We start from the raw sequence: 23,733 nt of genomic DNA on the forward strand, positions 1-23,733 counted from the left end.
CCAGTATTACTTCTAAAAACAGTAAATTCGTGTATTTTATTGGTGTTCGGTGTTTGGTGAGAGATATGGCATCGGAGCCGGATGAGCGTCCGGACCCGCACCTCGACGGGCGGGCCGACTACGACCACGCGGACGGCCGAATCGCCCGCCCCGATCTCGCCGCGGCCCTCGCGGATCGAATCGAGGGCGACGTGACGTTCGACGAGTACTCGCGGCAGCTGTTCGCCACCGACGCGAGCATCTACGAGGTCACGCCGATCGGCGTGGTTCGGCCGAAGACGACCGAGGACGTCGCGAGCGTCGTCTCGTACTGCAACGAGCGGGAGATACCGGTCCTCCCGCGCGGCGGGGGGACCAGCCTGGCGGGGCAGACGGTCAACGAGGCCGTCGTCCTCGACTTCAAGCGACACATGGACGAGTTCCTCGGCGTCGATCCCGACGCCCGCGAGGCCAGCGCCCAGGTCGGGATCACGCTGGCAGAACTGAACGCGGCCGTAGAGCCCGAGGGACTGAAGTACGCCCCCGACCCCGCCTGGGGAGACAAGTCGGTCCTCGGCGGCTGCATCGGCAACAACTCGACGGGCGCCCACTCGCTCAAGTACGAGAAGGCCGACGGCTACATCGAGTCCGTGACGGCCGTGCTCGCCGACGGGACCGTCACCGAGTTCGGGTGGATGGACCTCGCGGAACTCGACGCCGCCGCCGACCCGGCCGGGGACCTCGAGGCGCGGATCTACGACGAGGTCCGTCGCGTGATCGAGGAGGAATCCGCGGCGGTTCGGGAGCGCTATCCCGACCTCAAGCGCAACGTCTCCGGGTACAACCTGGACGTGCTCGTCGAGGACGCCGAAACGCGGGGAGAGGTGAACCTGGGTCGACTGCTCGCCGGCAGCGAGGGAACCCTCGCCGTCGTCACGGAGGCCACGGTCTCCCTGGAGCCGATCCCGGAGACGACGAGTGTCGCGATGCTCGCCTACGACGACGTCCTCGACGCGATGCGGGACGTGGCCCCGATCCTCGAACACGACCCGTCGGCGGTCGAGGTGATGGACGACGTCTTCCTCGATATGGCCCGCGACACCGAGGAGTTCGCGGCGGTCGCCGGACTGCTCCCCGAGGGGACCGACTCGACGCTCCTGGTGGAGTTCTACGCGGACTCCGAGGCGGACGCGCGACGGAAGGTCGCCGACCTGATCGCCGATCGGGTGCCCGACGAGCGCGCGGCCGGCGGACCGAGCGACGGCGCGAGCGACGTGACGGACGCCGATCCGGTGGCGGTGGACGTCCTCGAGGCGTACGACGACGAGCGCCAGGCGAAGTTCTGGAAGATGCGCAAGGCGGGGCTCCCGATCCTGCTCTCGAACACCGGCGACGACAAGCACTACCCCTACATCGAGGACACGGCGGTTCCCGCCGAACACCTCCCCGAGTACGTCGCCGACTTCCGCGAGATCCTCGACGACTTCGACACCTTCGCGTCCTACTACGCGCACGCCGGCCCGGGCGTGCTCCACATCCGCCCGCTGATCAACCTCAAGACCCAGGACGGCGTGGACACGATGGAGGGGATCGCCGACCGCGTCACAGATCTGGTGATGAAGTACGACGGCTCGATTTCCGGCGAACACGGGGACGGCCGCGCCCGCACCCAGTGGAACGAGAAGTTCTACGGCAGGGGGCTCTGGGAGACCTTCCGATCGCTGAAGCGCGCCTTCGATCCGAACTGGATCCTCAACCCCGGCCAGGTCTGCGGGGACGAGGACGGACCGACCGACATGACCGAGGACCTCCGGTTCGACCCGGAATACGACTTCGAGGTCCCCTTCGACCCCGAGCTCGACTGGAACAACGAAAACGGGTTCCAGGGGATGACCGAGCTCTGCCACGGCTGTGCGGGCTGTACTGGGTACCAGGACACGACGGGCGGGGTGATGTGTCCGACCTACCGCGCCGCCGACGAGGAGATCACGAGCACGCGGGGGCGCGCGAACGCGCTCCGGCAGGCGATGAGCGGTGATTTGCCCGACGACCCCACCGACGAGGCGTTCGTCTCCGAGGTTCTCGACCTCTGTATCGGCTGCAAGGGCTGCAAGCACGACTGCCCGAGCGGGGTCGACCTGGCGAAGCTCAAGGCCGAGGTGACCCACGCTCATCACCAGGAACACGGCGTCGACCTCCAGGACCGGCTGTTCGCCAACGTGGACAGCCTGTTCGCGCTCGGGAGCCGCGTCGCGCCCCTGGCCAACGCGCTGTCGTCGCTGCCCGGCGCGGACTGGCTGCTCGAAAAGACGGTCGGCATCGCCAGCGAGCGGGAGACGCCCACCCTCCACGGGGAGACGGTCCGCGACTGGGCCGCGGCCCGGGACCCGGGCGTTCGGGAGTCCGCGGCGGACCGGTCGATCGTCCTGTTCGTCGACGCGTACACGAACTACACGCGCCCCGCCGTGGGTCGGGCCGCCGTCGAGGTGCTGGAGGCGACCGGCACGCACGTCGCGGTGGCCGACACCAGCGACAGCGGCCGGCCCGCCTACTCGCTGGGGATGCTCGACAAGGCCCGCGGGATCGCCCGGGAGAACGTCGCTCGGCTGGAGGACCACGTCGATGCGGGCCGGGAGATCGTCTTCGTCGAACCCTCGGACGCCGTGATGGCGCAGACGGACTACCTGGACCTGCTGGGCCGCGACCACGAGGGGGCAGAGCGGATCGCCGCGCACAGCTACGGCCTCTGTGAGTACCTCGACGCTCACCGGCTGGTCGGGGCGGCCGACTGGGACGCCGAGGGGTCGCTGACCTACCACGGGCACTGTCACCAGAAGGCGACGGCGAAGGACCACCACGCGGTCGGGGCCCTCCGCCGGGCGGGCTACGAGGTCGACCCCCTCGATTCGGGCTGTTGCGGAATGGCCGGCAGTTTCGGCTACGAGGCCGAACACTACTCGATGAGCAGGGCCATCGGCGAGATTCTCTACGACCAGGTCGAAGAGAGCGACGGCGACCGGGTGGTCGCCCCCGGCGCGTCCTGTCGGACCCAACTGGGGGACCGCCCCGGCGGCGGCGAACCGCTGCATCCGGCGACCGCGCTCGCCGATGCGCTTAGGAGCGGCAGCTCATAAACAATAGACATTATCGAAGGTGTGAGAAGATGGCAACCACGACAGACACGACGCTCGGCCGGTTTCGCGACCGGCTGGACGACTTCGACGTATCGCACACGCGGACCGACCCCGACGGGGTGGCAGACGCCGTCGCGGCCGCGCTCGACGGTCCCGCGGTCGGCGTTCCCCTCGCCGACGGACTGGGTGAACTGCCCGACGCAGTCGAGACCGACTGGTCGCCGGGGGAGCTCGAACGCGCGACGACGGGGGTGACCCACGCCTCGCTCGGCATCGCCGACTACGGGAGCCTCGTCCTCCCGGCGACGTCCGACGGCGTCGAACCCGCCAGCCTGTTCGTCGACCAGCACGTCGCGGTCGTCGCGGTCGACGACGTCGTCGGGGGGATGGCCGAGGCGCTCTCGGAGCTCGGAGATCGGTTCCGCGCCGAGCGCGACGACGCCATCGTCGCCACCGGCCCCAGCGCCACCGCCGATATGGGGGCGCTGGTCAAGGGAGCGCACGGCCCGATGACCGTCCACGCCGTCCTCGTCGACCGATGACCGCGAACCAACGCCGATCGAAGGCCGACCGCATTCGCCACATCCTGGAAACCGAAGGCGAAGCCGTCGCGGAGAACACCCAGGGGTTCAACGACGGCCGCTACGAGTCCGTCGCCGACCTGGAGGACTACGAGGCGCTCAAGCGCGAGGCCCGCGAGATCAAGGAGGACGCCATCGAGCGGCTCCCGGAGCTGATCGACGACCTCCGAGACGCCGTCGAGGAGAACGGCGGCGAGGTCTACGTCGCCGACGACGCCGCGGACGCGAACGCGTACGTCAGGGAGGTCGCCGCCGACGCCGACGCCGAGCGCGTCGTCAAGAGCAAGTCGATGACCACCGAGGAGCTCGAACTGAACGAGGCGCTCGAGACGGACGGCGTCGACGTCGTCGAGACGGACCTCGGCGAGTGGGTCCTGCAGGTGGCCGACGAGGCGCCGAGCCACATCGTCGCGCCCGCGATCCACAAGTCCAGGGAGGGGATCGCCGAGCTGTTCAACGAGCGGTTCGAGCCCGACGAACCCCTCGAGACGGCCGAGGAGCTCACCCGGTTCGCCCGCGAGAGACTGGGCGCGCAGATCGCCGACGCCGACGTGGGCGTCACGGGCGCGAACTTCCTCACCGCCGACTCGGGGACGATGGCGCTCGTGACCAGCGAGGGGAACGCGCGCAAGACGGTGACCGCCACGGACACCCACGTCGCGATCGCGGGCGTCGAGAAGGTGATCCCCTCGGTGGAGGACCTCGCGCCGTTCGTCGAACTCATCGGCCGCTCGGGGACGGGCCAGGACATCACCTCCTACATCTCGCTCCTGACGCCGCCGGTCGATTCGCCGACGCTCGACTTCGAGGGCGACGAGCTCGGGCCGGCCGACGACCGCGAGTTCCACCTCGTCCTGGTCGACAACGGCCGGCTGGCGATGCGCGACGACGACGACCTCCGGGAGACGCTGTACTGCATCCGGTGTTCGGCCTGTTCGAACTCCTGTGCCAACTTCCAGCAGGTCGGCGGCCACGTCTTCGGCGGGGAGACCTACTCCGGCGGCATCGCCACCGGCTGGGAGGCCGGCGTCGAGGGGCTGGACGTCGCCGGCGAGTTCAACGACCTCTGTACGGGCTGTTCGCGCTGCGTGAACGCCTGCCCGGTCGAGATCGACATCCCGTGGATCAACACCGTGGTCAGGGATCGGATCAACCGCGGCGAGATCGGCGAGGAGAGCGCGACCGAGTGGCTCGTCGAGGGACTCACGCCCGACGCCGAGCCCGGCGGGCTCGACCTCCAGAAGCGGCTGTTCGGCAACTTCGGTACGCTGGCCCGGCTCGGGAGCGCGACCGCGCCGCTGTCGAACTGGGTGGCGAGCACCGAACTCGCGGGGCGACTCGGCGAGCGGTTCGTCGGCCTCGACCGCCGCCGCGACCTGCCCGCGTTCGAGCGGGAGACGTTCCGCGAGTGGGCCGCAGGGCGCGACGGCCTCGACGTCGCGGACGCCCAGCGGACCGTCGTGCTGTTTCCGGACCTCTACACGAACCATATGCAGGTCGACCGCGGCAGGGCGGCGGTCCGGGTACTGGAGGCGCTCGGCGTCGCGGTCCGGATCCCGGACGCGAGCGCGAGCGGGCGCGCCCCGCTGTCACAGGGGATGGTCGCGACCGCTCGCGAGCGCGCCGAGGTCGTCGCCGACGCGCTCGTGCCGTACGTCGAGTCCGGCTACGACGTCGTCGTCATCGAGCCCAGCGACCACGCGCTGTTCCAGCGGGAGTACGAGAAGCTCCTCGACCGGGAGCGCTACGAGGCGCTCGCGGCGAACAGCTACGAGCTGCTGGAGTACGTCTACGGCCTCCTCGCGAACGGCGCGGACGGAAGTCGGCTCGCCGACGGCGACGGGGAACGGGTCGCCTACCACAGCCACTGCCAGCAGCGGACCCTCGGCGTGGAGCGCTACACCGAGGCCGTCCTCGACGACCGCGGCTTCGACGTCGTCACCTCCGACGTCGAGTGCTGCGGGATGGCCGGCAGCTTCGGCTACAAGCAGGAGTACCACGACGTGAGCGTCGCCGTCGGCGAGGAGTTGGCTGACCAGTTCCGCACTGAGGAGACGGCCGATCGGACGGTTGTCGCGAGCGGCACGTCGTGTCTGGACCAACTAGACGACCTGCTGTCGCGGCCGAGCCGACACCCCATCGAGCTGCTCGCGCCCGGGGACTGATACCGGCTGTCGTGGGTGTGACTGGGACGGATCAGCGTCGTCCGAGGCCGCGGAGCCGACGGCGGCCAGCGCGCCCGAGTCGCCGGAGGCGCTCGCGGAGGCGAATCCCAGCCCCGGATTTGCGTTCGACGACGGTCGCGCGCGTCGAGAGCGTGGATTCGAGCGCCGCACACAGCGCCTCGACGTCGACGTCGCCGTGGACCCGGACCCGAACCGGCGGCGCGTCCGTGCGGTCGAGGACGACCTTCTCGCGACCGAACCGGCCGCCGTCGTACACGACCACCCGGTCGACGTCGGCGTAGTCGACGGCGTACTCGTGCTCGGCCGCCGCCCGAGCCGCGGCGAGTCCGTCGTCGTCGAGCGTCGCCGCGAAGGCCGCGGCCCGCCCGTCAGCGCTCCCGGTCGCGAGGTCGAACCCCGTCAGGTAGTCGTACTCCACGACCAGCACGCGCCGCTCGCAGAACAGCAGATCGACGAGCCTGAGCGGGTAGCTCCCGGTCATCGCGTAGTGGAGGTGTACCCGGACCCGCGGCCGCGGCGCGCTCACGGGAACGGCCCCCGGTCGTCCGCCGCCGCTCCGCCGCTCCGGCGGCGCCCGAGCTTCGCCCGCGCGACGCGCACGACGACGAAGGCCTGGACGAGCCCGTAGCCGAGCCACAGGAGGTAGCCGCCGGGGGCGCTCCCGAGCACTGCCGTCGAGACCGCGAGCGACGCGACGCCGAGCCACTCGGCGGCGAACGTGCCGACGAGGAGCACGCTGAAGTAGCCGAAGAAGCCGGCGGCGAACCACATCGCGACCGCGCGTCCCCACCCGGGGGCGGTGTGTGCCGGCAGGCGGCGGGCGTTGATCAGCTGGACGACGACGGTGTAGGGCCACATAATCAGCCCCGAGAGGGCCGCGCCGATCACGAGGAGGTTGAACGGGTTCTCCACCTCGATCGGGAGCGAGAGGATGAGGACGCCCCAGCCGCAGAAGACGGTCAACAGCCCCCAGAACAGCCGCGGGAGCCGCCAGCCGGCGTCGCGGCCGTACAGCTCGTAGATCACGTCAGAGCTGTTGCGGACGAACGACTCGATGATCGCGTACTCGGTCGTGAAGAGCGCCAGAAAGAGGGTGAGGTAAATGAGCGCGGTGGCGAGGGGACCGACGGTCGGCGCGATCCCGACGAGCCACATATCGACCCCGCCGAGTTCGGTTCCGGCCGCCCGGCTGACGGCGACGGTCACCATCGCCGTCGTGATGACGATCAGCCCGACGACGAACGTGAGGAGGTGCTCCAGTTGGGTGACGCGCCACCAGCCGCGCCAGCGCTCGAGGTTCGGGGACTCCGGGACGAAGGAGAACCCGTTCTCGTGGACGGTCTCGGGATCGTCGCCGGCGAACGGGTTCTTGATCCGACCCTGGTACCGACCCATCCCGTAGCCCTTCTCGCGGATCCAGAGGCTCTGTGAGAGGTTGAGGTAGCCGCCGGCGCCGGCGTACGCGATGGCTCCCAAAAGGACGGCGACGGCCGTGGTCGGCGGCGTCGCCCCCGGCGCAGTCAGGGTCGCCGGGAGCCCCGCGAGCGCTGCGGGGGAGCCGAGGAGGGCGAAGAGCAGCAGCGCGGCCCCCATCGAAAGGACAACCAGCAGCAGTTGGAACCGCTCCACGACGTTGTACATCAGGGGCGTGAGCTGGTATGTGAGCCAGATCAGGGTCATCAGCGCGATCCCCAGGATCCGCCAGCCCGGGACCGCGACGTCGAATACGCTGTAGGTGCCGAGCGAGAGGCCGGCTGCGCCGACCTTGGCGGCGCTCGCGGCCCAGCCGGGCCAGCCGAGGCTGAGGAACCCGCCGACGAGGAACGCGAGCGGGATCGCCGGGTGGACGCGGCCCATCGCCCGGAAGACGCTCTCGCCGGTCGCGAGCGTCCAGCGCTGTATCTCGGTGTTGAGGACGAACTGGACGAGAACGCCGAGGATGAAGACCCAGTACAGCGTCCACCCGTACGTGGCGACCAACTGCGGCCAGAACAGGGTCTCGCCGCTGCCGAGCGACGCGCCGAGCATTATCGCGCTCGGTCCCACGACGTGCTTGAGTTTCGGCACCTTGGGCAGGTCGAGCAGTTTGAGCCGGCCGCCCGTACCCTCCTCGGGGTGGGCGTCGCCGTCCGGTGCCGGATCGAGGTTGTCGTAGGCGACCGGTGTATACGAGGACGTCAGACCGTCGAACTCCTCGGAGGAGGCGTACACGTCGTCGCGAGACGCGGAGTCGGTATCGGACATCGGGATCTCACATCAGTTCATCAGTTTATCAGTCCACCAGTTCGAACAGGTCCGGGTCAGCGCAGTTCCGTCATCGTCGTCGGGGGGTCGCCCGCCGCTCACCGTGCGTCGGCGACCCGAGCGGTCCCGCGGCCTCACCCGCCGAGGTAGTGCCACACGTGTTCACGGTCCTCCGCGACGTCGACGTTCGGGAGGTCCTTCAGCGCCGGCTCGATCACGGCCCACCACTTGTCGGCGGTCTTGAACCCCGCGGGATGCTCCGGGAACACCTCGGTGAGGAACTCAGTCTCGGTCGCGTCGGGGTTCTCGCTGAGGTAGTCGTAGGCCGCCCGCAGCGCCTCCCGCCGGCGGGCGAGCGTCTCCCCGGAACCCCGGATGTCCGCCGACGCGATCTCGGCTTCGACCTCCGGGTCGCGGTCGGGTTGCGACCGGGCGTCCACCCCACCGGGTGCGGAATCGTCGGGGACGGGAACCCACCACACCCGACCGCGGGCACCGACCTTCCGCGTCGCGAGCGACCCCCGCTTCACGAGCGCGTTGAGTTTGTTGTGAGCGGTCCGGCGCGAACAGCCCAGGCTGTCCATCACGTCGTTGGCCGTCAGCGGACGCGCCCGGTCGCTCCGCTGGCGGAAGACGGCGAGGACGGCCTCCAGCGAGAACTCCTCACTACCGTTCGAGCCGCTGTCCGTCGCCGTCTGGGACATACGGCCCCGTTTACGCGCATCTGTAATGTACTTTGATACTGACTGCTCTCACCGTGTCCCGGTGATCGCGACCCTCGATCCCGTCGATCACTGCGGGAGTCCCCGCAGCGAGACTGACATAGGAGAATCTCCAGTTGAAACGGAGGGGTTGGTGGGTCCGCTCGGCTCGGGAGCGCTACTTCTCGACGACCAGCAGGGCCACCCGCTCGAGGACCAGCGCCTCGACGTCGCCGTCGACGGCGTCGAGTTCCGCGTCGGTGATCGCGAAGAACTCGCGGACGCGGTCGGGGTCGTAGTCGCCGAGCGTCGGTTCGGAGCGGTCGAGGATCCGCGAGCGGACAGCCTCCGCCGCCTCCGTCTCGTCGCCGCCGTCGACGAGGACGACGGCGCGGTTCTCTCCCTCCGAGACCCCGAGTTCGAGCGCGTCGGTGATCTGGCGGCGTCCCGCGGCGTACAGCAGGATCTCGACGGCGCGGTCGCGGGCGACGTTCTCGCCGCGTTCGATCGCCCTGTCGGCCAGTTCCACCGCGCGTTCGAGGTGCCGGCGGCTCACGACGTAACGGGCGTCAAACGCCTGGACCGTCGCGCCCGTGTCGGCGGCGACATCGGCCAGCGCGGCGACGAACGCGTCGACGTCGTCGACGGCGACGGCGCCCTCGACGAGCCTCATCGCTCCCTCCCGCTCATCCGAAATCACCCAGGCTGGACTGCGCTTCCGGGTCGGCGTCGGCGTCGTCCGAGTCGGTCGCGGACGTCGACGACGAATCGAGGGACGCCGACGCGTCGCCCGCACCCTCGGAGACGTCGTCCATCGACGGGTCCTGTCGGCCGACGTTTTCGAGGATCCGCTCGGCGGTCTTCCGGCGCCCGCGGAGCGCGCGGAGGACCGTCGACTTGTCGGCCTCGCGGAGGTCCGCGCGGGTCTCGACCCCGGCCTCGTAGAGCCGGCGGGCGCGCTTGCGGCCGACGTTCCGGACGCCCGCCAGGTCGAGCAGGTCCTCGCGGACGCCGTACTGGACGCGCTTTTTGGCCTCCCGGACCGGGACGGCGGGGAGTCCGACCTCGCCCGCGAGCCGTTCGGCCGCGCCCAGCAGCCACTCGGCGGTCTCGACCTTGCCGCGGATGTCGCCGGGGCCGACGCCGTAGCGCTCCGTGATCCGGTCCTCGTCGACCTCCCTGGCCCAGTCTTCGAGCATCCGCGCCGTCTTCAGCGCCGAGAGCCACTCCTCGAAGCGGACGTCCTCGTACTCGGAGGGCGTCCGCCCCAACAGCTCGGCCTCGCGCTCGTAGCAGACCTCGGTGTACTCCTCGCGGTCGCCGGATTTCAGGTAGAGCTGGTACATGTCCGGCGTGCGCGAGACGAGGTGGAAGAGCCCGAGCGCCGTCGGGTAGGTGACGTCCGAATCGTCGGCGGAGTCGCCGGCCGCATCGCCGTCCGATCCGTCGCTCGACTCGTCGAGCGATCCCGACGCCAGTTCGCTCGCCCGCTGGAAACCCGAGTCGGCCGCGGCGTCGTCGCCTTCGGCCGCCGAGGGTGCCGAGCCGCCGTCCCCGAGCGCCCGCACCATCTCGCCGCGGTTGGCGTCGGCCCACTCCAGGCCGTCGATGATCTCGGCGGCGGTCATCGGATCCAGGTACAGTTGCGAGACCGTGTGGCCGATCCCCGTCGCGGTGAGCGTGCCGTCCTCGCGCTCTACGAAGCCGTTGCGGTCGAGGTACGCGAGGACGTCGTCGGTCACTCGCTCCAGGCGGCCCGATTCGTCGGTCTGGGTCGCGTACAGAGTCCGGTCGTAGAACTCGAGCAGTTCGTCGCGCGTGTGGGCGAAGCCGGACGCGACCGTCGCGAGCGCGTGCGTCCGCAGCGCGGGCTCGGCGGCGAGCTTCGAGCGGACGGGCTCGGGGTCGGCCCAGATGTACCGCTCGAACAGCTCGTCTCTGGTCTCCGAATTCTTCGCGAGCAGGACGGCCTCGCCGTAGGGGTCCAGCCCCGGCCGGCCGGCCCGGCCCATCATCTGGTGGACCTCCAGCACGTCGAGCGGCTTCATCCCGCCGAACTCGCCGTCGTAGCGCCGCCAGTCGCGGACGATCACCCGCCGGCTGGGCGTGTTGACGCCGGCGGCGAGCGTCGGCGTCGCCGACACGCACTTGACGAGGCGGTCGCGGAAGGCCTCCTCGACGAGCGAGCGGTGCTCGGGCGCGAGGCCGGCGTGGTGGAACGCCGCGCCCTTCGCGACGCAGTCCGCGAGCGTGTCGCTCGTCTCGGCGTCGGAGACGTCCCTGATCTCGGTCGCGAGCTCGGCGAGCCGGCCGCGCTCGTCGTCGGTGAGGTGGGTCGCCGTGACGTCCTTGAGGCGCTTTGCCGCCGCCTCGGCGTTCCGCCGGGAGTTCACGAACACGAGCGAGGAGCCCTGGTCGTCGCCGTCGGCGCCGTCGTCTCCGGCCAGGGCGTCGTCGACGAGCGCGGCCGTGGGGCGCTCGCCCGAGCCGACGGGGACCTCGCGCTGGCTCCCGTCGTCGAAGGTGATCGCGTTCCCGTAGTGGACCCCCATCCGGAGGTCGATCGGCCGCCACGCCGACTCGACGAGCTCGGCGTCGAGCCACTCGGCGACGACGTCGGCGTTGCCGACAGTCGCCGAGAGGGCGACGATCTGGAGGCCGGGGTTCAGCGTCCGCAGTTTCCCGAGCGTGACCTCCAGGGTGGGGCCGCGCTCGGCGTCGTCGACGAGGTGGACCTCGTCGGCGACGACGCAGGTCAGGTCGTCGATCCAGCCCGCGCCGTTGCGGACGAGGGAGTCGACCTTCTCGGAGGTCGCGACGACGATGTCGCGGGAGGCGAGCCACTCGCCGTCGGAGTCGTAGTTGCCCGTCGAGACGCCGACGTCGAAGCCGTACGCTTCCCAGCGTTCGAACTCGGCCTTCTTCTCGGAGGCGAGCGCGCGGAGGGGGACGATGTAGAGCGCTTTTCCCCCGCGGGCGACGCTCGAAAGCATCGCGAGCTCGGCGATGAGCGTCTTGCCCGAGGCGGTCGGAACGGCGGCGACGAGGCTCTCGCCGCGGGTCACGCCGGCCTCGACGGCCTCGGCCTGGGGCGGGTACAGCTCCTCGATCCCTTCCTCGCGGAGGTGGTCGGCGACCCCCGCTGGCAGTTCGGGCACGTCCGCCGGATGCATCTACCCGGGCTACGCCGTTCTCGCGTTTAAATTGTCGGAGACGGGGCGCTCGATCGAGGGCAGGCGTCGCACCCGCGCCGTCGCCAGGGATATGGTCCCCGTCGCCGAACGAGAAGTATGAAGATTCGCTTCGACCGGGACACGTGCATCGGGATGTTCCAGTGCGTCGACGAGTGGGACGCCTTCGAGAAGGACCTCGACGCGGGCAAGGCCGACCTCGCGGGCGCCACGGAGGTCGACGACGACCTCTTCGAACTCGAGGTGCCCGACGGCGAGGAACTGGACGCCGAGTTCGCCGCCCGCGCCTGTCCCGTCGACGCCATCGAACTGTACGACGACGACGGCGAACGGGTCGTCTGACCGGTATCGAAGGCGAGCCGGGGCTGCGTTCCCGACCAGGTGGATCCAGCACAATCGTTATATAGGATGCTGGAGAGATTCCCACTTGAGAGAACTATGAGCCACCGACGTCACAATCAGAACCTCTCGGAGTGGGCAGACCTCGTCGGCGCCTCCCTGCCGGACTCCGTGGAGGACGCCGACGATGCGAACGGCCGATCGGAGGCCTTCCGGGGCGGCGAGGCCGCCGACACGTTCGGATACGAGTTCGGTTCGGACGCCGATCGGTGACGGCACGTCTCGACTTCCCGTTCGGCCCGCGATCACGAGCGTGATCGGGCCTACGGGGCCGATTTCACTTTCACTCCCGCCGGCGAACGCTTAACAGCGACCGCGCCCAATCGGGCGTGATGGCGGCCACCGACGATCCCGCGTACGTCGATCACCCCCTCCTGAACCCCGGGTTCATCGAGCGGCGCCGGTATCAGCTCGAACTCGCGGGCACCGCGCGGAACGCCCACACGCTCGTCTGCCTTCCGACCGGGCTCGGCAAGACGACGGTGAGCCTGCTCGTGACGGCCGACCGGCTCGACGAGCACGGCGGCAAGGTGCTCTTTCTCGCGCCCACGAAGCCGCTCGTCCAGCAGCACGCGGAGTTCTACCGCGAGGCGCTCGCGGCTCCCGACGAGGAGATCGTCGTCTTCACCGGCGAGATCAGCCCCGACAACCGGGCCGAGGCCTGGGACGACGCGCGGGTCGTCGTCGCGACGCCGCAGGTCGTCGAGAACGACCTCGTCGGCAGCCGGATCTCCCTCGCCGAGGTCACCCACCTCACCTTCGACGAGTGCCACCGCGCGACCGGCGACTACGCCTACGTCTACATCGCCGAGCGCTACCACGAGGACGCCGAAACGCCGCTCGTGACCGGGATGAGCGCCTCTCCCGGCGGAGACAAGGACGCGATCCTGACGGTGTGTCGGAACCTCGGGATCACCGAGGTCGAGGTGATGACCGAAGACGACGCCGACGTCGACGAGTACACCCACGACACCTCCGTCGAGTGGGAGCGGATCGAGCTCCCCGACGAGATCCTGCAGATCAGAGACGCCCTCAACGAGGTGATCAAGGACCGCCTCGGGAAGCTGAAGCAGCTGGGGGTGACGAACACGACCCAGCCCGACGTCTCCCAGAAGCAGCTGAATCAGATGCGCGGGAAGCTCCAGGAGCTGATGAACGCCGACAAGTCGGAGGGGTACAAGGGGATGTCCACCCACGCGGAAGTGATGAAGCTCCGGCGGGCGGTCGAGCTCGTCGAGACCCAGTCGGTCGAGTCCGTCCGCAGGTACTTCGAGCGCCAGCGCAACGCCGCGCGCTCGTCGGGCGCGTCGAAGGCGAGCCAGCGGCTCGTCGCCGAGCCCCGAGTGCGAGAGGCGATGAAGCTCGCGGAGTCCTTCGACGGGACGCACCCGAAGTTCTCGCGCGCGCGGATCCTGCTGGCCCAGACGCTCGGCATCGAGGGCGGCGAGCGCGTGATCGTCTTCACGGAGTCGCGCGACACCGCCGAAGCGCTGACGGAGTTCCTCTCGGCGTCGTTCGCGGTGGAGAAGTTCGTCGGCCAGGGCGACAAGGAGAGCTCCGAGGGGATGACCCAGAAGGAGCAACAGGAGACCCTCGACGCGTTCCGAGACGGGGAGTTCGAGGTGCTCGTCTCGACCTCGGTCGCCGAGGAGGGCCTGGACGTCCCCGAAGTCGACCTCGTGTGCTTCTTCGAGCCGGTGCCGACCGCGATCCGGTCGATCCAGCGGAAGGGCCGCACGGGCCGGCAGGCGGAGGGCCGAGTCGTCGTGCTCCTGGCCGAAGACACCCGCGACGAGGCGTACTTCTGGATCTCGCGGCGGCGCGAGAAGGAGATGGAGTCCGAGCTCCGGGAGCTCAAGAGCGTCGCGGGCGACATCGAGTCCGAACTCAATCCGCCGCAGGGGGCGCTCGACGCGTACGAGAGTGCGGTCGAGAGCGAGCCAGAAGACGCGGACGGCGGATCGGCGACCGACGCCGGGCCGAGCGGCGGATCCGCGGACGACGACGCCGAAAGCGACGGCGGCACCGAATCGGCCGCGGGCGCTCGGACCGACGGCCAGGCGGGGCTGACGGACTTCGGCGCCACCGACGAGGAGATCGAGCGGGCGCGGGGAGACGGCGACGAGAGCGCCGACGGCGAGGCCGGCGACGACGGAGCCGACGAGGAAGACGACTCGGAGGGAATCGTCGCGACCGCCGGCGACGACGCCGACGAGACCGAGATCGTCGTCGACCAGCGCGAACTCGACGCCGCGATCGCGAAGGACCTCTCGAAGCGCGACGGCGTCCGCACGCGCCTGGAGACGCTGGCGGTCGGCGACTACGTCCTCTCCGATCGCGTCGCGGTCGAGCGGAAGTCCGTCAGCGACTTCCTCGATACGCTCCTGGACGGCGAGCGCTCGCTGTTCGAGCAGATCGGCGACCTCGCCCGCGCGTACGCACGGCCCGTATTGATCGTCGAGGGCGACGGCCTCTACGAGGAGCGGAACGTCCACCCCGGCGCGATCCGGGGCGCGCTCGCGTCGCTGGCGGTCGACTTCGACGTGAGCGTCCTCCGGACCAGAGACGAGGACGACACCGCCGACCTCCTCCTGACGATCGCCGAGCGCGAGCAGGGCGAGCGCGACCGGACGGTGAGCGTCCACGGCGAGAAGAGCGCGAAGACCCTCGCCGAACAGCAGGAGTACGTCGTCTCGTCGATCGCGGACATCGGCCCCGTGACCGCTCAGTCGCTCTTACAGGAGTTCGGGACCGTCGAGGGCGTGATGACCGCGCGCGAGGACGACCTCCGAGAAGTCGACGGCGTCGGCGAGGTGACGGCCGAGCGGATCCGCGAGGTCGTCGGCAGCGACTACGAGTAGCGGGGGTCAGCCCTCGTCGCCCGCGGGGCCGGACTCGGAATCGGCCGACTCTGCCGGGTTCAGCTCCGCCGAGCTTAGTTCCGCCGGATTCAACTCCGCGGAGAGCAGCGACGCCGACTCGACGAACAGCGCGACAGCCAGCGGGCCGGCGACGACGCCGAGCGCGCCGAGGGTGAGCGCGCCGCCGAAGAACCCCACGAAGTAGAGGCTCCCCGGGATCCGCGCCGTCTCGCGGGCGAGTCGGGGGCGGATGAGCACGTCCGGGAGCCACGCGACGACGAAGCCGCCGACGAGGAAGACGAGCGCCGCCTGGACCGGCTGGCCGAGCGCGACGTGGTAGGCCGCCAGCCCGGCCAAGAGGACGCTCGGGCCGACGATCGGGATGAACTGGAGGACGGCGGCGATGGTCGCGAGCGTCACGACCGCGTCGTAGCCGAGCGCGAAGAAGACCGGGACGGCGAGGGCGAACGTGCCGAGCGCGGTGACCGCCTGGAGGACGTAGATCGCGAACAGCGTGTCGCGGGCGCGGCGGTTGAGCGACTGGGCGGCGTCGCGGTAGGTCGGGGGTACGAGCGCCAGCGCCGCGCGGTGGGCGTCCTCGCCGTAGAACAGCAGCGAGTAGACGAGGAAGACGAACAGCGTGACCTTCACGAGCAGGACGGGCGCGGCCGTCGCGGCGCGGCGGGCGGCGCGCTCGACGACGACGACCGCGAGGTCGGTGAGCGACTCCAGCGTGAGGAGGTACTCGAACCCCAGGACCGAAATGTCGATCTCCGCGGGGAGCAGGCCGATCACGGCGACGAAGGAGTCGAAGCGGAGGTACGCCACGACCGCCAGCGGCGCGAGGAGCAGCAGCGTCGCCAGGAACGCCGCCGCGGTCGTGCCGGCGCTCGCGACCCGCCGGGACTGCCCCCGGTCGACGAGCTCCTGGCGGAGCGGCCACAGGAGGTACGCGACGGTGACGGCGAAGAAGACCGTCCCGAGGACCGACGCCAGGAGGGCGGCCGCGAGCGCGCCGGCCGCGACGAACAGGCCTCCGAGCGCGTATCGACGGTGCTGTGACATACCTCGGGCCTCAGGGCGCGGGGTGAAGAACGTTGCTACGGGCGCGGGGCCGGCCGGGGCTGATTTCCGGTCGGCGATTCACCACGGTTAAATACCACTGGGTGTGATCACTCGGTAATGAGACGGAGAACGTTCCTTCGCGCGGTCGGTGCGGGCGGGGTCGCCGGGCTGGCCGGCTGTACCGGCGGCGACGGCGGCGGTTCCACCGGGACGAGCGGCGGCGAGACGGAGACCGCGACCGGCACGGCGACCGGGACGGCCGGCGGCACGCCCGAACTGGTGGTCGCGACCTACGGCGCGTTCGTCGACGCGCCCTCGACGAGCCCCGGGCCGTGGATCAAGGAGACCTTCGAGTCGGAGTTCGACGCGACGCTCACCTTCGCGACGCCCGACAGCGAGATCAACTACTTCATCGAGCGGGCGCTCCAGGGGGTCGAGATCGACGCCGACGCCTACGTCGGCCTCAACGTCGATATGCTCATCCGGATCGACGAGAAGCTCGACGACGGGCTGTTCACGACGCTGGGCGACGTCGAGGGACAGAGCGACGTCAAGGAGGGTCTGAACTTCGATCCCCGGGGCCGGATCGTCCCCTACGACACCAGCTACGTCAGCCTCGTCTACAACGAGACGATGGAGAACGGCGACTTCACCGCGCCCCAGACGTTCGACGGGCTGCTGAAGCCGGCGTACGAGGGCGACCTCCTCGTGCAGAATCCGACGGCGAGTTCGACCGGGAAGTCGTTCCTCCTCCACACGATCAAGGCGAAGGGCGAGGACGGCTACCTCGACTACTGGCGGAAGCTACAGAACAACGACGCCCGCGTCGTGTCGGACTGGTCGACGTCGTACACCGCCTACTCCAACGAGGAGGCGCCGATGGTGGTCTCGTACTCCACCGACCAGGTGTACGCCCACAGGGAGGGCCAGGACCTCTCGAAGCACCAAATACGGTTCCTGAACGACCAGGGCTACGCCTACCCGGAGGGGATGTCGGTCTTCCGGAACGCCGACGACCCCGAGCTCGCGCGGCGGTTCCTCGAATTCATGCTTCGGCCCGACGTCCAGGGTGAGATCGCCCAGCGGAACGTCGCGTTCCCGGCGACGACGAACGCAGAACTCCCTTCGGACTTCGAGAAGTACGCCAAGGCGCCGCCGGAAGCAGTCACCTTCACGTACGACGCCCTGCGAAACAACGTGAGTGAGTGGACCTCGGCGTGGGAACGGCAGTTCGCCAGCAACTGACGCCGGAGGCGACGACGGATCACCCGTGAGTACCGCCCTTCGGGACGCCGCGTCCGGACTCGGGAGTCGCCTCCGAGCGGCGGCCTCAGCGATCGAGGCCCGCCTCCTGACCCTGGGGATGGTCGCGACCGCGTTCGTCCTCGTCGCGGTCTTCTACTACCCGGTCGCGACGGTGTTCGTCGACAGCGTCCTCGTCGACGGGCGAGTCACGATCGAACCCCTGGTCTCGGTGCTGACCTCCCGGTTCTACCTCGTCGAGATCTTCGGCTTCACCGCCTATCAGGCGCTCCTGTCGACGGTTGCGTCGGTCGTCTTGGGTCTGCCGGGCGCCTGGCTGCTGGCGCGCTTCGAGTTCCCCGGCCGGGAGACGCTCCGGTCGCTGACGATCCTCCCGTTCGTGATGCCGTCGATCATGGTCGCGATCGGCTTCGTCGCGACGTTCGGACAGAACGGGACGCTGAACGCGGTCCTGCGGGCGCTCGGGCTGCCGACGGTCGAACTGCTCTTCACGCTGCCGGCGATCGTCATCGCGCACGCGTTCTACAACGCCCCGCTCGTGGCGCGGGTGACGACCGCGGCCTGGGAGAGCGTCGACGCCTCGGCGATCGAGACCGCGCGGAGCCTCGGCGCGTCGCCGACGCGGGCCTTCCGCGACGTCGTCGTGCCCCAGTTGCTCCCCGCGGTGGCAGTCGGCGCGACGCTGACGTTCGTGTTCACGTTCGCGTCGTTCCCGATCGTCCTGGCGCTCGGCGGCTTCCGGCTGGCCACCGTCGAGGTGTTCATCTACTCGCGGATCCAGAACCTCGCGTACGCCGAGGCCGCCTCGCTGGCGGTCGTCGAGACCGCGGTCTCGCTCGGACTGACGTACCTCTATCTCCGCTACGAGGGTCGACAGCGGGCGTCCGGGCAGGGCGCACGGCCGCAACCCAGACGGTCGCTGTGGCCCGGGCGTGGCGGTGCCGAGGGCGGGATCGGAGCCGACGCCTGGGATCTTCGGGAGATCGCGACGCGAGTCGGGATCGCGGCCTACGCCCTCGTCGTCCTCGCGGTGTTCGTCGTCCCGATCGCCTCGATGGTGCTGACGAGCCTCACCGGGCCCGAAGGCGAGCTGTCACTCCGGCACTACCGCTTCCTGCTGGAGCGCCAGCGGACCGGCGCGGCCTATCAGGTCCGGCCGCTCCCGGCGATCGAGAACTCGCTGCTGTTCGGCGCGGGGACGCTCCTCGTGGCGGTCCCGATGGGCGTCCTGATGGCGGTGCTGACGACGCGGGACTTCCGCGGCCGGGCGGTCGTCGACGCGCTGTCGATGGCGCCGCTGGCGGTCTCGGGGATCGTCGTCGGCCTCGGTCTCCTCCGTGGACTGGTGTTCGGCGTCGAGGTCTTCGGGACGCGGCTCACCGTGACCGGCGCCCTCGCGGTCGTCGCGGCCCACGCCGTGGGCGCGTACCCGTTCGTGACGCGGAACGTCGCCCCGCTGTTGCGGACCCTCGACCCCCGGCTGGTCGAGTCCGCGCGGAGCCTCGGCGCGAGTCGGGCGCGGGCGCTCGTCGACATCGAACTCCCGCTCGTCGCCGCCGGCGTCGTCGCGGGCGCGGCCTTCGCCTTCGCGATCAGCATCGGGGAGTTCGACTCGACGGTCGTCCTCGCGGAGGGGTCGACGAGCTACACGATGCCCGTCGCCGTCGAGCGCTACCTCGGCCGGCGGCTGGGCCCGGCGACCGCGATGGGCTGTCTCCTGCTCCTGGTGACGGGTCTGAGCTTCGTCGTGATCGAGCGGTTCGGCGGCCAGTACAGCGGTCGGGGAGGATTCTGAGAATGGAACTGACACTCGACGGCGTGCGGAAGGCGTACGGCGAGACGACCGCCCTCGGCGGGAGCGGCGGCGTCGACCTCCACGTGAACGACGGGGAGTTCTTCACGCTCGTCGGCCCCTCGGGCTGCGGGAAGACCACGACGCTCCGGCTGGTGGCGGGGTTCGAGCCGCCCACGGCGGGCGAGATCCGATTCGACGGCCGGGAGATGCGCGGCGTGCCGCCCGAAGACCGGGGCGTCGGTGTCGTTTTCCAGAACTACGCGCTCTTCCCGCACCTCTCGGTCGCCGAGAACGTCGCCTACGGGCTCCGATTCGCCGAACCGCCCGGCGGCGAGACCCGCGAGGAGCGGGTGGCGTCGCTCCTCGAACTGGTGGACCTCCCCGATGCCGGCGACCGCGATCCCAACGAACTCTCCGGGGGGCAACAGCAGCGCGTCGCGCTCGCGCGGGCGCTGGCGCCCGGGCCGGACCTCCTGCTCTTGGACGAGCCGATGAGCGCGCTCGACGCCCGCCTGCGGGAGCGCCTCCGGATGCAGGTCAAGGAGATCCAGTCGGAGCTCGGGATCACCACGGTCTATGTGACCCACGATCAGGAGGAGGCGCTGGCGATCTCGGACCGCGTGGCCGTGATGAACGACGGCGAGGTGGCGCAGGTCGGGACACCGCGGGACGTGTACCGCCGCCCCGCCACCCGGTTCGTGGCGAACTTCGTCGGCGACAACAACGTCTTCGAGGGGACGGTCGTCGACGTCGACGTCGACATCGGCGTCGGAACCGACGTCGGCGCCGACGCCCGGGGCGTCGAGGGCGTCGAGGGCGTCGATACCGAGATCGACACCGGGAGCGGGAACGGGAACGGGAACTCGACCAGAACGGGCGGATCCGGCGACGAACCCGGAAAATCTCCAGGTGAAAGAGAGGGGTTCGGCGACGTCGCAGTCGACGTCGGGGGAAAGCGGATGGCGGTCGCGACCGAACGCGCGGTCGACCCCGGCGATCGGGTGCTGTTCTGCGTGCGGCCCGAGTCGATGCGCGTGTTCGGCGGATCGCGCTCGGACGAGTCGGGGCTCCGCTCGTCGGCGTCGAGCGGTTCGGAGAACGTCCTCGACGCGACGGTGTCGAACGCGGAGTTCCTGGGCGAGTCCACCCGGTCGTACCTGGCGTGGCGCGGCCGCGAACTGACGGTCCGGACGGTCGATCCCCTCGACGGCGACGTGCGCGTCGGCTTCGACCCCGCGGCGGCCCACGTCGTCGAGGTCGGCGACGGTGGGTGAGCGGGACTGGTGATCCGCGGCGGATGTGCGGGTGCGGCTGACGCAGTCGGAAGATCAGGGCGCGACGCCGACGGTGAGGAGCGTTCCGTACGTCCGGTAGCGCTCGACCATCGCCTCGCGGGAGTCCCAGTCATCTGTCGGGAACGCTTCCGCGGAGGGGATCTCGACCTCGCGGTCGGGGATGTTGTCCTGGCCGGCGACGGAGAGTCCGGCGTCGCGGAAGGCGTCGCGGTATTCGTCCCCGGACCAGCGGGTCATCTCGACGTCGATCCGCTCCTGCCACGCGTGGGAGTGGAGGTTCTCCTCGTAGTAGTTGACCGCGCAGTAGAAGGTGCCGCCGGGCCGGAGCACCCGCCGGACCTCTTCGAGGGTGTGGTGCGGATCGGCGGCGTAGTAGAACGCCTCCATACTCCAGACGTGGTCGATCGAGCCGTCGGCGAAGGGGAGTGCGTCGAAGTCGCCGACGACGTAGGCGACGTCGGGGTCGTCGGTGTAGGAGCGGGCGTTCCGGACCATCTCCGGCGACCCGTCGAGGCCGTAGACGCGCCCGGCGTCCTGCGTCTCGCGGAGCGCGCGGCCCGCGTAGCCGCTGCCGCAGCCGAGATCGAGGATCGTATCGCCCGGCTCGACGGGCATCCGTGCGAGGGCGTGCTTCGCCGTGTGCCAGTGTCGCTCTTCCATTCCCCGATCGCGGCCGTCGGCCGCCCAGGCGTCGAACTCGGCGCGAACGCTCATACTCGTCCGTCGGGCGGGCGGCACAAGAACGGTCTGCTTACGGGCCGGCCGCTTTCCGCGGGCGACGTCGCGGCGGCCGCAGACTTCCCTGCACGTATATATGCCAGGCCCCGTCGATGGGACGTATGGTCGGACGCCGTCGGCGCTTCGCGCTCTCCGATACCGCCCAGCAGATCATCGGGGGCTTCCTGCTCGCCGGGCCGTTCGTCGTCACCGAGGAGGTGTGGGTCCTCGCGCGGAGCATGTCGTGGCCCCAGGCGCTCCTGACGGTCGTCATCGTCTTCGTCATCGGGTACGGCGCGCTCTACAAGGCCGACGACCGCGACCCGGACAGAGAGACCGAAGTCGGCGGGATCCCCGTGCGGTTCATCTCGCTCGTCGCCGTCTCGTACCTCTCGGTGGTGATCCTCGCGATCGCGTTCAACGCGCCCGAGACGTTCCTCGGCGTGGATGCCGGAGCGGGCTCGTTGCGACCGCTCGTCGTTCCGGCGGGCCTCGGCGCGACCGTCAAGGCGATCAGCATCGGCGCGATATTCAGCGTGATCGGGGCGGCGACGGCCGACTCGCTGTACTGATCCCCACAGAGCGAGGGCGACCTCGGGACGTCTCCCGCATCGTTAAGTCGACGCGGCCGGACCAACGGGTATGGATTACACGCTCGCTATCGAGAACGCACCGGATTCGATCCCGGGCGGTACCGGAGTCCTCCTCCTCCATCCGAGCATCGGGGCGACAGACCGGATCGACACCGACTTCCTGAGGACCGACACCGATCACTTCCTCGTCGTCTCCACCCGAACGACGGCCCGCGAGGTCGAACAGAAGCTCGAACACTACGACGTCGACGAGTCGAAGGCGGTCGTCCTCGACACGCTCTCTGTCGAGCGCGGCTACTCGCGGCGCGGGAGCGAGCGCGTCCACTACGTCGCCGCCCCCGACGACCTGGACGGGATCGTCCAGAAGACCCGGGAGTTCCTAGAGTCCCACGACGGGAAGGTACGCGTCAGCGTCGATTCGGTGACCGAGATGGCGTACTACGCCGACGTCGACGGCGCGTACGAGGCGAGCAAACGGCTCCTCGAACTGCTCGACGAGCACGACGCGGTCGGGCTGTTCCACCTCTCGAACGAGGTCCACGACGAGGGGACGATCCGACGGTTCCGCGACCTGTTCGACGGGATCGTCGAACTCGACGTCGACGGCGGCGTGACCGCGGAGTTCTGATACTGTCGGGCGGAACCGTCCGACGGGAGGCTCACTCGTCGGCGGCGTCTTCGTCGGCCCCGTTCCCGCGGGCGTCGTCTCCGCTCGCATCCCCGGCGGCGTCGAGCTTCTCGAACGTCTTTTCGGCCCACTGGACCCCGTAGTCGGGGCCGTGTTCGACGAACGCCCGGGTGTCCAGGGCGGCGAACGGCGCGGGGAGATCGAGGTCGTGTTTGACCGCCGAGCAGGCGTACTCGGTCGCCTCCGCGAACGACGTACCGCCGCGGGCCACCGCGCGCGGGAGCGTCGAGAGCCGGCCGCGGAGCCGCTCGCCGGCGTCGGCCCAGGCGTCGTAGAGCGCGGGGCGGGCCTCCTCCCACTCGCGGAACGTCTCCCTGGTCTGGAGCCCCAGCCAGGCGTCGTAGAGCGCGGCGGCGATCTGGTAGACGTCGGCCGGAGACAGCGGGACGACCGCATCGAGCTCGCGGTAGGCGCCGTCGAAGAACGGGAGGAAGTGCTCGGGCGCGTCGGTGCCGACCTGGACGAACGCCTCCGCGAGCAGGAACTCCAGGAAGTCGTCGGGGGTGCCCTCCGCGCGCTTCTTGACGAGCACGATCGGGGGGTCGGTCTGGCGGCTCCAGACGACGGTGCCGTCGCCGGGCATCCCGATCGTGAAGTCCGAGCCGGCGTATCTGACGAGCGCGTCGGGGGCGTCCGGCGGGAGCCACTCCGCCGGGTAGATCGCTGGATCGAGGCCGTCGACGAACAGGCCCAGGTCCTCCGCCGCGGCCGGCGGTATCGTCTCGAAGTCGGTCCCGACGTCGAGGGCGACCGCGTCGGGCGCGTGGGCGTCGCGGACGGCGGCGACGGTCGAAGACAGCTCGCGTCGGTCGAACATAGTGTCCCTTGTCGGTGGGATCTCTTGAGCGGCGCGGCTCCCGCAGAAGAAGAGCGGCTATCCGAACGCGAGCGCGGCAATGATGGCGATGGCGAGGACGGCCGACACACCGACGGTACCGAGGACGATCTTCGTCGCTTGGCTCATACTGACACCCTGGCAACGGGGGCGCTTAAAACCAGCCAATCCGTCGGAACGGTCGACTCGGGGCCGGAGAGACGGCA

At 70.0% G+C, this 23,733-nt stretch carries 20 protein-coding genes; 11 read left to right on the plus strand and 9 right to left on the minus strand.

Annotation, left to right across the window (positions count from 1 at the left end; all coding sequences use genetic code 11):
• Window positions 1-65 precede the first annotated feature (65 nt).
• Genes ACQUQ0_RS07145 through ACQUQ0_RS07155 form a run of 3 tightly spaced genes read left to right on the plus strand, consistent with a single transcriptional unit; the run spans window position 66 to window position 5,859 of the window.
• Complete coding sequence (locus tag ACQUQ0_RS07145; RefSeq protein WP_435184134.1) at window positions 66-3,113, plus strand: FAD-binding and (Fe-S)-binding domain-containing protein; 3,048 nt, start codon at window positions 66-68, stop codon at window positions 3,111-3,113.
• 29 nt (window positions 3,114-3,142) lie between these two features.
• Entirely contained in the window at window positions 3,143-3,655 is a 513-nt protein-coding gene (locus tag ACQUQ0_RS07150) for an LUD domain-containing protein (RefSeq protein WP_435184136.1), read from the plus strand.
• Window positions 3,652-5,859: an LUD domain-containing protein gene (locus ACQUQ0_RS07155; protein WP_435184139.1), complete on the plus strand. Its 2,208-nt coding sequence runs from the start codon at window positions 3,652-3,654 to the stop codon at window positions 5,857-5,859. Before ACQUQ0_RS07150 ends, ACQUQ0_RS07155 begins: the two co-directional genes overlap by 4 nt.
• A 31-nt stretch (window positions 5,860-5,890) precedes the next feature.
• Here ACQUQ0_RS07155 and ACQUQ0_RS07160 read toward each other — a convergent pair whose 3' ends face one another.
• The 5 genes from ACQUQ0_RS07160 to ACQUQ0_RS07180 form a co-directional block, all read right to left on the minus strand.
• Window positions 5,891-6,406: a hypothetical protein gene (locus ACQUQ0_RS07160; protein ID WP_435184142.1), complete on the minus strand. Its 516-nt coding sequence runs from the start codon at window positions 6,404-6,406 to the stop codon at window positions 5,891-5,893.
• Entirely contained in the window at window positions 6,403-8,124 is a 1,722-nt protein-coding gene (locus tag ACQUQ0_RS07165) for an Nramp family divalent metal transporter (RefSeq protein WP_435184145.1), read from the minus strand. The genes ACQUQ0_RS07160 and ACQUQ0_RS07165 overlap by 4 nt, the downstream gene beginning before the upstream one ends.
• A 134-nt stretch (window positions 8,125-8,258) precedes the next feature.
• Complete coding sequence (locus ACQUQ0_RS07170) at window positions 8,259-8,828, minus strand: ArsR family transcriptional regulator (protein WP_435184148.1); 570 nt, start codon at window positions 8,826-8,828, stop codon at window positions 8,259-8,261.
• A gap of 175 nt (window positions 8,829-9,003) precedes the next feature.
• On the minus strand, window positions 9,004-9,498 hold the full coding sequence (gene cgi121 / locus ACQUQ0_RS07175) for a KEOPS complex subunit Cgi121 (RefSeq protein ID WP_435184149.1): 495 nt from the start codon (window positions 9,496-9,498) through the stop codon (window positions 9,004-9,006).
• A gap of 13 nt (window positions 9,499-9,511) precedes the next feature.
• Window positions 9,512-11,998, minus strand: a complete 2,487-nt coding sequence (locus ACQUQ0_RS07180; protein WP_435184150.1) for an ATP-dependent DNA helicase — start codon at window positions 11,996-11,998, stop codon at window positions 9,512-9,514.
• Window positions 11,999-12,115: 117 nt separating this feature from the next.
• Here ACQUQ0_RS07180 and ACQUQ0_RS07185 point away from each other — a divergent pair, with 117 nt between their 5' ends.
• From ACQUQ0_RS07185 to ACQUQ0_RS07195, 3 genes are all read left to right on the plus strand, one after another.
• Window positions 12,116-12,358, plus strand: coding sequence for a ferredoxin (locus ACQUQ0_RS07185; protein ID WP_435184153.1), 243 nt, complete (start codon window positions 12,116-12,118; stop codon window positions 12,356-12,358).
• A gap of 96 nt (window positions 12,359-12,454) precedes the next feature.
• Window positions 12,455-12,628 carry a hypothetical protein gene (locus ACQUQ0_RS07190; RefSeq protein WP_435184156.1) on the plus strand — a complete coding sequence of 58 codons (174 nt, stop codon included), beginning with the start codon at window positions 12,455-12,457 and terminating at the stop codon, window positions 12,626-12,628.
• 119 nt (window positions 12,629-12,747) lie between these two features.
• Complete coding sequence (locus tag ACQUQ0_RS07195) at window positions 12,748-15,276, plus strand: DEAD/DEAH box helicase (protein ID WP_435184159.1); 2,529 nt, start codon at window positions 12,748-12,750, stop codon at window positions 15,274-15,276.
• Between the two features lie 6 nt (window positions 15,277-15,282).
• Here the strand turns inward: ACQUQ0_RS07195 and ACQUQ0_RS07200 are convergent, their stop codons facing one another.
• On the minus strand, window positions 15,283-16,341 hold the full coding sequence (locus tag ACQUQ0_RS07200; RefSeq protein ID WP_435184162.1) for an AI-2E family transporter: 1,059 nt from the start codon (window positions 16,339-16,341) through the stop codon (window positions 15,283-15,285).
• Between the two features lie 117 nt (window positions 16,342-16,458).
• Between ACQUQ0_RS07200 and ACQUQ0_RS07205 the strand changes: the two genes are divergently transcribed.
• From ACQUQ0_RS07205 to ACQUQ0_RS07215, 3 genes are all read left to right on the plus strand, one after another.
• On the plus strand, window positions 16,459-17,586 hold the full coding sequence (locus tag ACQUQ0_RS07205) for a thiamine ABC transporter substrate-binding protein (RefSeq protein ID WP_435184164.1): 1,128 nt from the start codon (window positions 16,459-16,461) through the stop codon (window positions 17,584-17,586).
• Window positions 17,587-17,704: 118 nt separating this feature from the next.
• Window positions 17,705-19,399 carry an ABC transporter permease gene (locus ACQUQ0_RS07210; RefSeq protein WP_435184256.1) on the plus strand — a complete coding sequence of 565 codons (1,695 nt, stop codon included), beginning with the start codon at window positions 17,705-17,707 and terminating at the stop codon, window positions 19,397-19,399.
• Between the two features lie 2 nt (window positions 19,400-19,401).
• On the plus strand, window positions 19,402-20,673 hold the full coding sequence (locus tag ACQUQ0_RS07215) for an ABC transporter ATP-binding protein (RefSeq protein ID WP_435184166.1): 1,272 nt from the start codon (window positions 19,402-19,404) through the stop codon (window positions 20,671-20,673).
• Between the two features lie 54 nt (window positions 20,674-20,727).
• On the opposite strand, the gene ACQUQ0_RS07220 is transcribed toward ACQUQ0_RS07215, so the two are convergent.
• Complete coding sequence (locus tag ACQUQ0_RS07220; protein WP_435184168.1) at window positions 20,728-21,408, minus strand: class I SAM-dependent methyltransferase; 681 nt, start codon at window positions 21,406-21,408, stop codon at window positions 20,728-20,730.
• 125 nt (window positions 21,409-21,533) lie between these two features.
• Between ACQUQ0_RS07220 and ACQUQ0_RS07225 the strand changes: the two genes are divergently transcribed.
• On the plus strand, window positions 21,534-21,983 hold the full coding sequence (locus tag ACQUQ0_RS07225) for a DUF2391 family protein (protein WP_435184170.1): 450 nt from the start codon (window positions 21,534-21,536) through the stop codon (window positions 21,981-21,983).
• Window positions 21,984-22,053: 70 nt separating this feature from the next.
• Complete coding sequence (locus tag ACQUQ0_RS07230; RefSeq protein WP_435184173.1) at window positions 22,054-22,632, plus strand: DUF7090 family protein; 579 nt, start codon at window positions 22,054-22,056, stop codon at window positions 22,630-22,632.
• Between the two features lie 31 nt (window positions 22,633-22,663).
• Here ACQUQ0_RS07230 and ACQUQ0_RS07235 read toward each other — a convergent pair whose 3' ends face one another.
• A complete protein-coding gene (locus tag ACQUQ0_RS07235) occupies window positions 22,664-23,509 on the minus strand; it encodes a DUF7089 family protein (protein WP_435184175.1) in 846 nt (281 codons plus the stop codon).
• A gap of 57 nt (window positions 23,510-23,566) precedes the next feature.
• Complete coding sequence (locus ACQUQ0_RS07240; protein WP_435184177.1) at window positions 23,567-23,656, minus strand: hypothetical protein; 90 nt, start codon at window positions 23,654-23,656, stop codon at window positions 23,567-23,569.
• Between the last annotated feature and the right edge of the window lie 77 nt (window positions 23,657-23,733).

This window comes from Halobellus sp. EA9, assembly GCF_051195055.1.
Lineage (GTDB): Archaea > Halobacteriota > Halobacteria > Halobacteriales > Haloferacaceae > Haloquadratum > Haloquadratum rubicundus.

Excerpts from the sequence above, each read along its gene's own strand:
- ACQUQ0_RS07145 (WP_435184134.1), top strand. The coding sequence starts at position 66 with ATGGCATCGGAGCCGGATGAGCGTCCGGACCCGCACCTCGACGGGCGG.
- ACQUQ0_RS07220 (WP_435184168.1), bottom strand. The coding sequence starts at position 21,408 with ATGAGCGTTCGCGCCGAGTTCGACGCCTGGGCGGCCGACGGCCGCGAT.
- ACQUQ0_RS07150 (WP_435184136.1), top strand. The coding sequence starts at position 3,143 with ATGGCAACCACGACAGACACGACGCTCGGCCGGTTTCGCGACCGGCTG.
- ACQUQ0_RS07210 (WP_435184256.1), top strand. The coding sequence starts at position 17,705 with ATGGTCGCGACCGCGTTCGTCCTCGTCGCGGTCTTCTACTACCCGGTC.
- ACQUQ0_RS07190 (WP_435184156.1), top strand. The coding sequence starts at position 12,455 with ATGAGCCACCGACGTCACAATCAGAACCTCTCGGAGTGGGCAGACCTC.
- ACQUQ0_RS07240 (WP_435184177.1), bottom strand. The coding sequence starts at position 23,656 with ATGAGCCAAGCGACGAAGATCGTCCTCGGTACCGTCGGTGTGTCGGCC.
- ACQUQ0_RS07165 (WP_435184145.1), bottom strand. The coding sequence starts at position 8,124 with ATGTCCGATACCGACTCCGCGTCTCGCGACGACGTGTACGCCTCCTCC.
- ACQUQ0_RS07215 (WP_435184166.1), top strand. The coding sequence starts at position 19,402 with ATGGAACTGACACTCGACGGCGTGCGGAAGGCGTACGGCGAGACGACC.
- ACQUQ0_RS07230 (WP_435184173.1), top strand. The coding sequence starts at position 22,054 with ATGGATTACACGCTCGCTATCGAGAACGCACCGGATTCGATCCCGGGC.
- ACQUQ0_RS07180 (WP_435184150.1), bottom strand. The coding sequence starts at position 11,998 with ATGCATCCGGCGGACGTGCCCGAACTGCCAGCGGGGGTCGCCGACCAC.
- ACQUQ0_RS07205 (WP_435184164.1), top strand. The coding sequence starts at position 16,459 with ATGAGACGGAGAACGTTCCTTCGCGCGGTCGGTGCGGGCGGGGTCGCC.
- ACQUQ0_RS07155 (WP_435184139.1), top strand. The coding sequence starts at position 3,652 with ATGACCGCGAACCAACGCCGATCGAAGGCCGACCGCATTCGCCACATC.
- cgi121 (WP_435184149.1), bottom strand. The coding sequence starts at position 9,498 with ATGAGGCTCGTCGAGGGCGCCGTCGCCGTCGACGACGTCGACGCGTTC.
- ACQUQ0_RS07225 (WP_435184170.1), top strand. The coding sequence starts at position 21,534 with ATGGTCGGACGCCGTCGGCGCTTCGCGCTCTCCGATACCGCCCAGCAG.
- ACQUQ0_RS07170 (WP_435184148.1), bottom strand. The coding sequence starts at position 8,828 with ATGTCCCAGACGGCGACGGACAGCGGCTCGAACGGTAGTGAGGAGTTC.
- ACQUQ0_RS07185 (WP_435184153.1), top strand. The coding sequence starts at position 12,116 with ATGAAGATTCGCTTCGACCGGGACACGTGCATCGGGATGTTCCAGTGC.
- ACQUQ0_RS07195 (WP_435184159.1), top strand. The coding sequence starts at position 12,748 with ATGGCGGCCACCGACGATCCCGCGTACGTCGATCACCCCCTCCTGAAC.
- ACQUQ0_RS07235 (WP_435184175.1), bottom strand. The coding sequence starts at position 23,509 with ATGTTCGACCGACGCGAGCTGTCTTCGACCGTCGCCGCCGTCCGCGAC.
- ACQUQ0_RS07200 (WP_435184162.1), bottom strand. The coding sequence starts at position 16,341 with ATGTCACAGCACCGTCGATACGCGCTCGGAGGCCTGTTCGTCGCGGCC.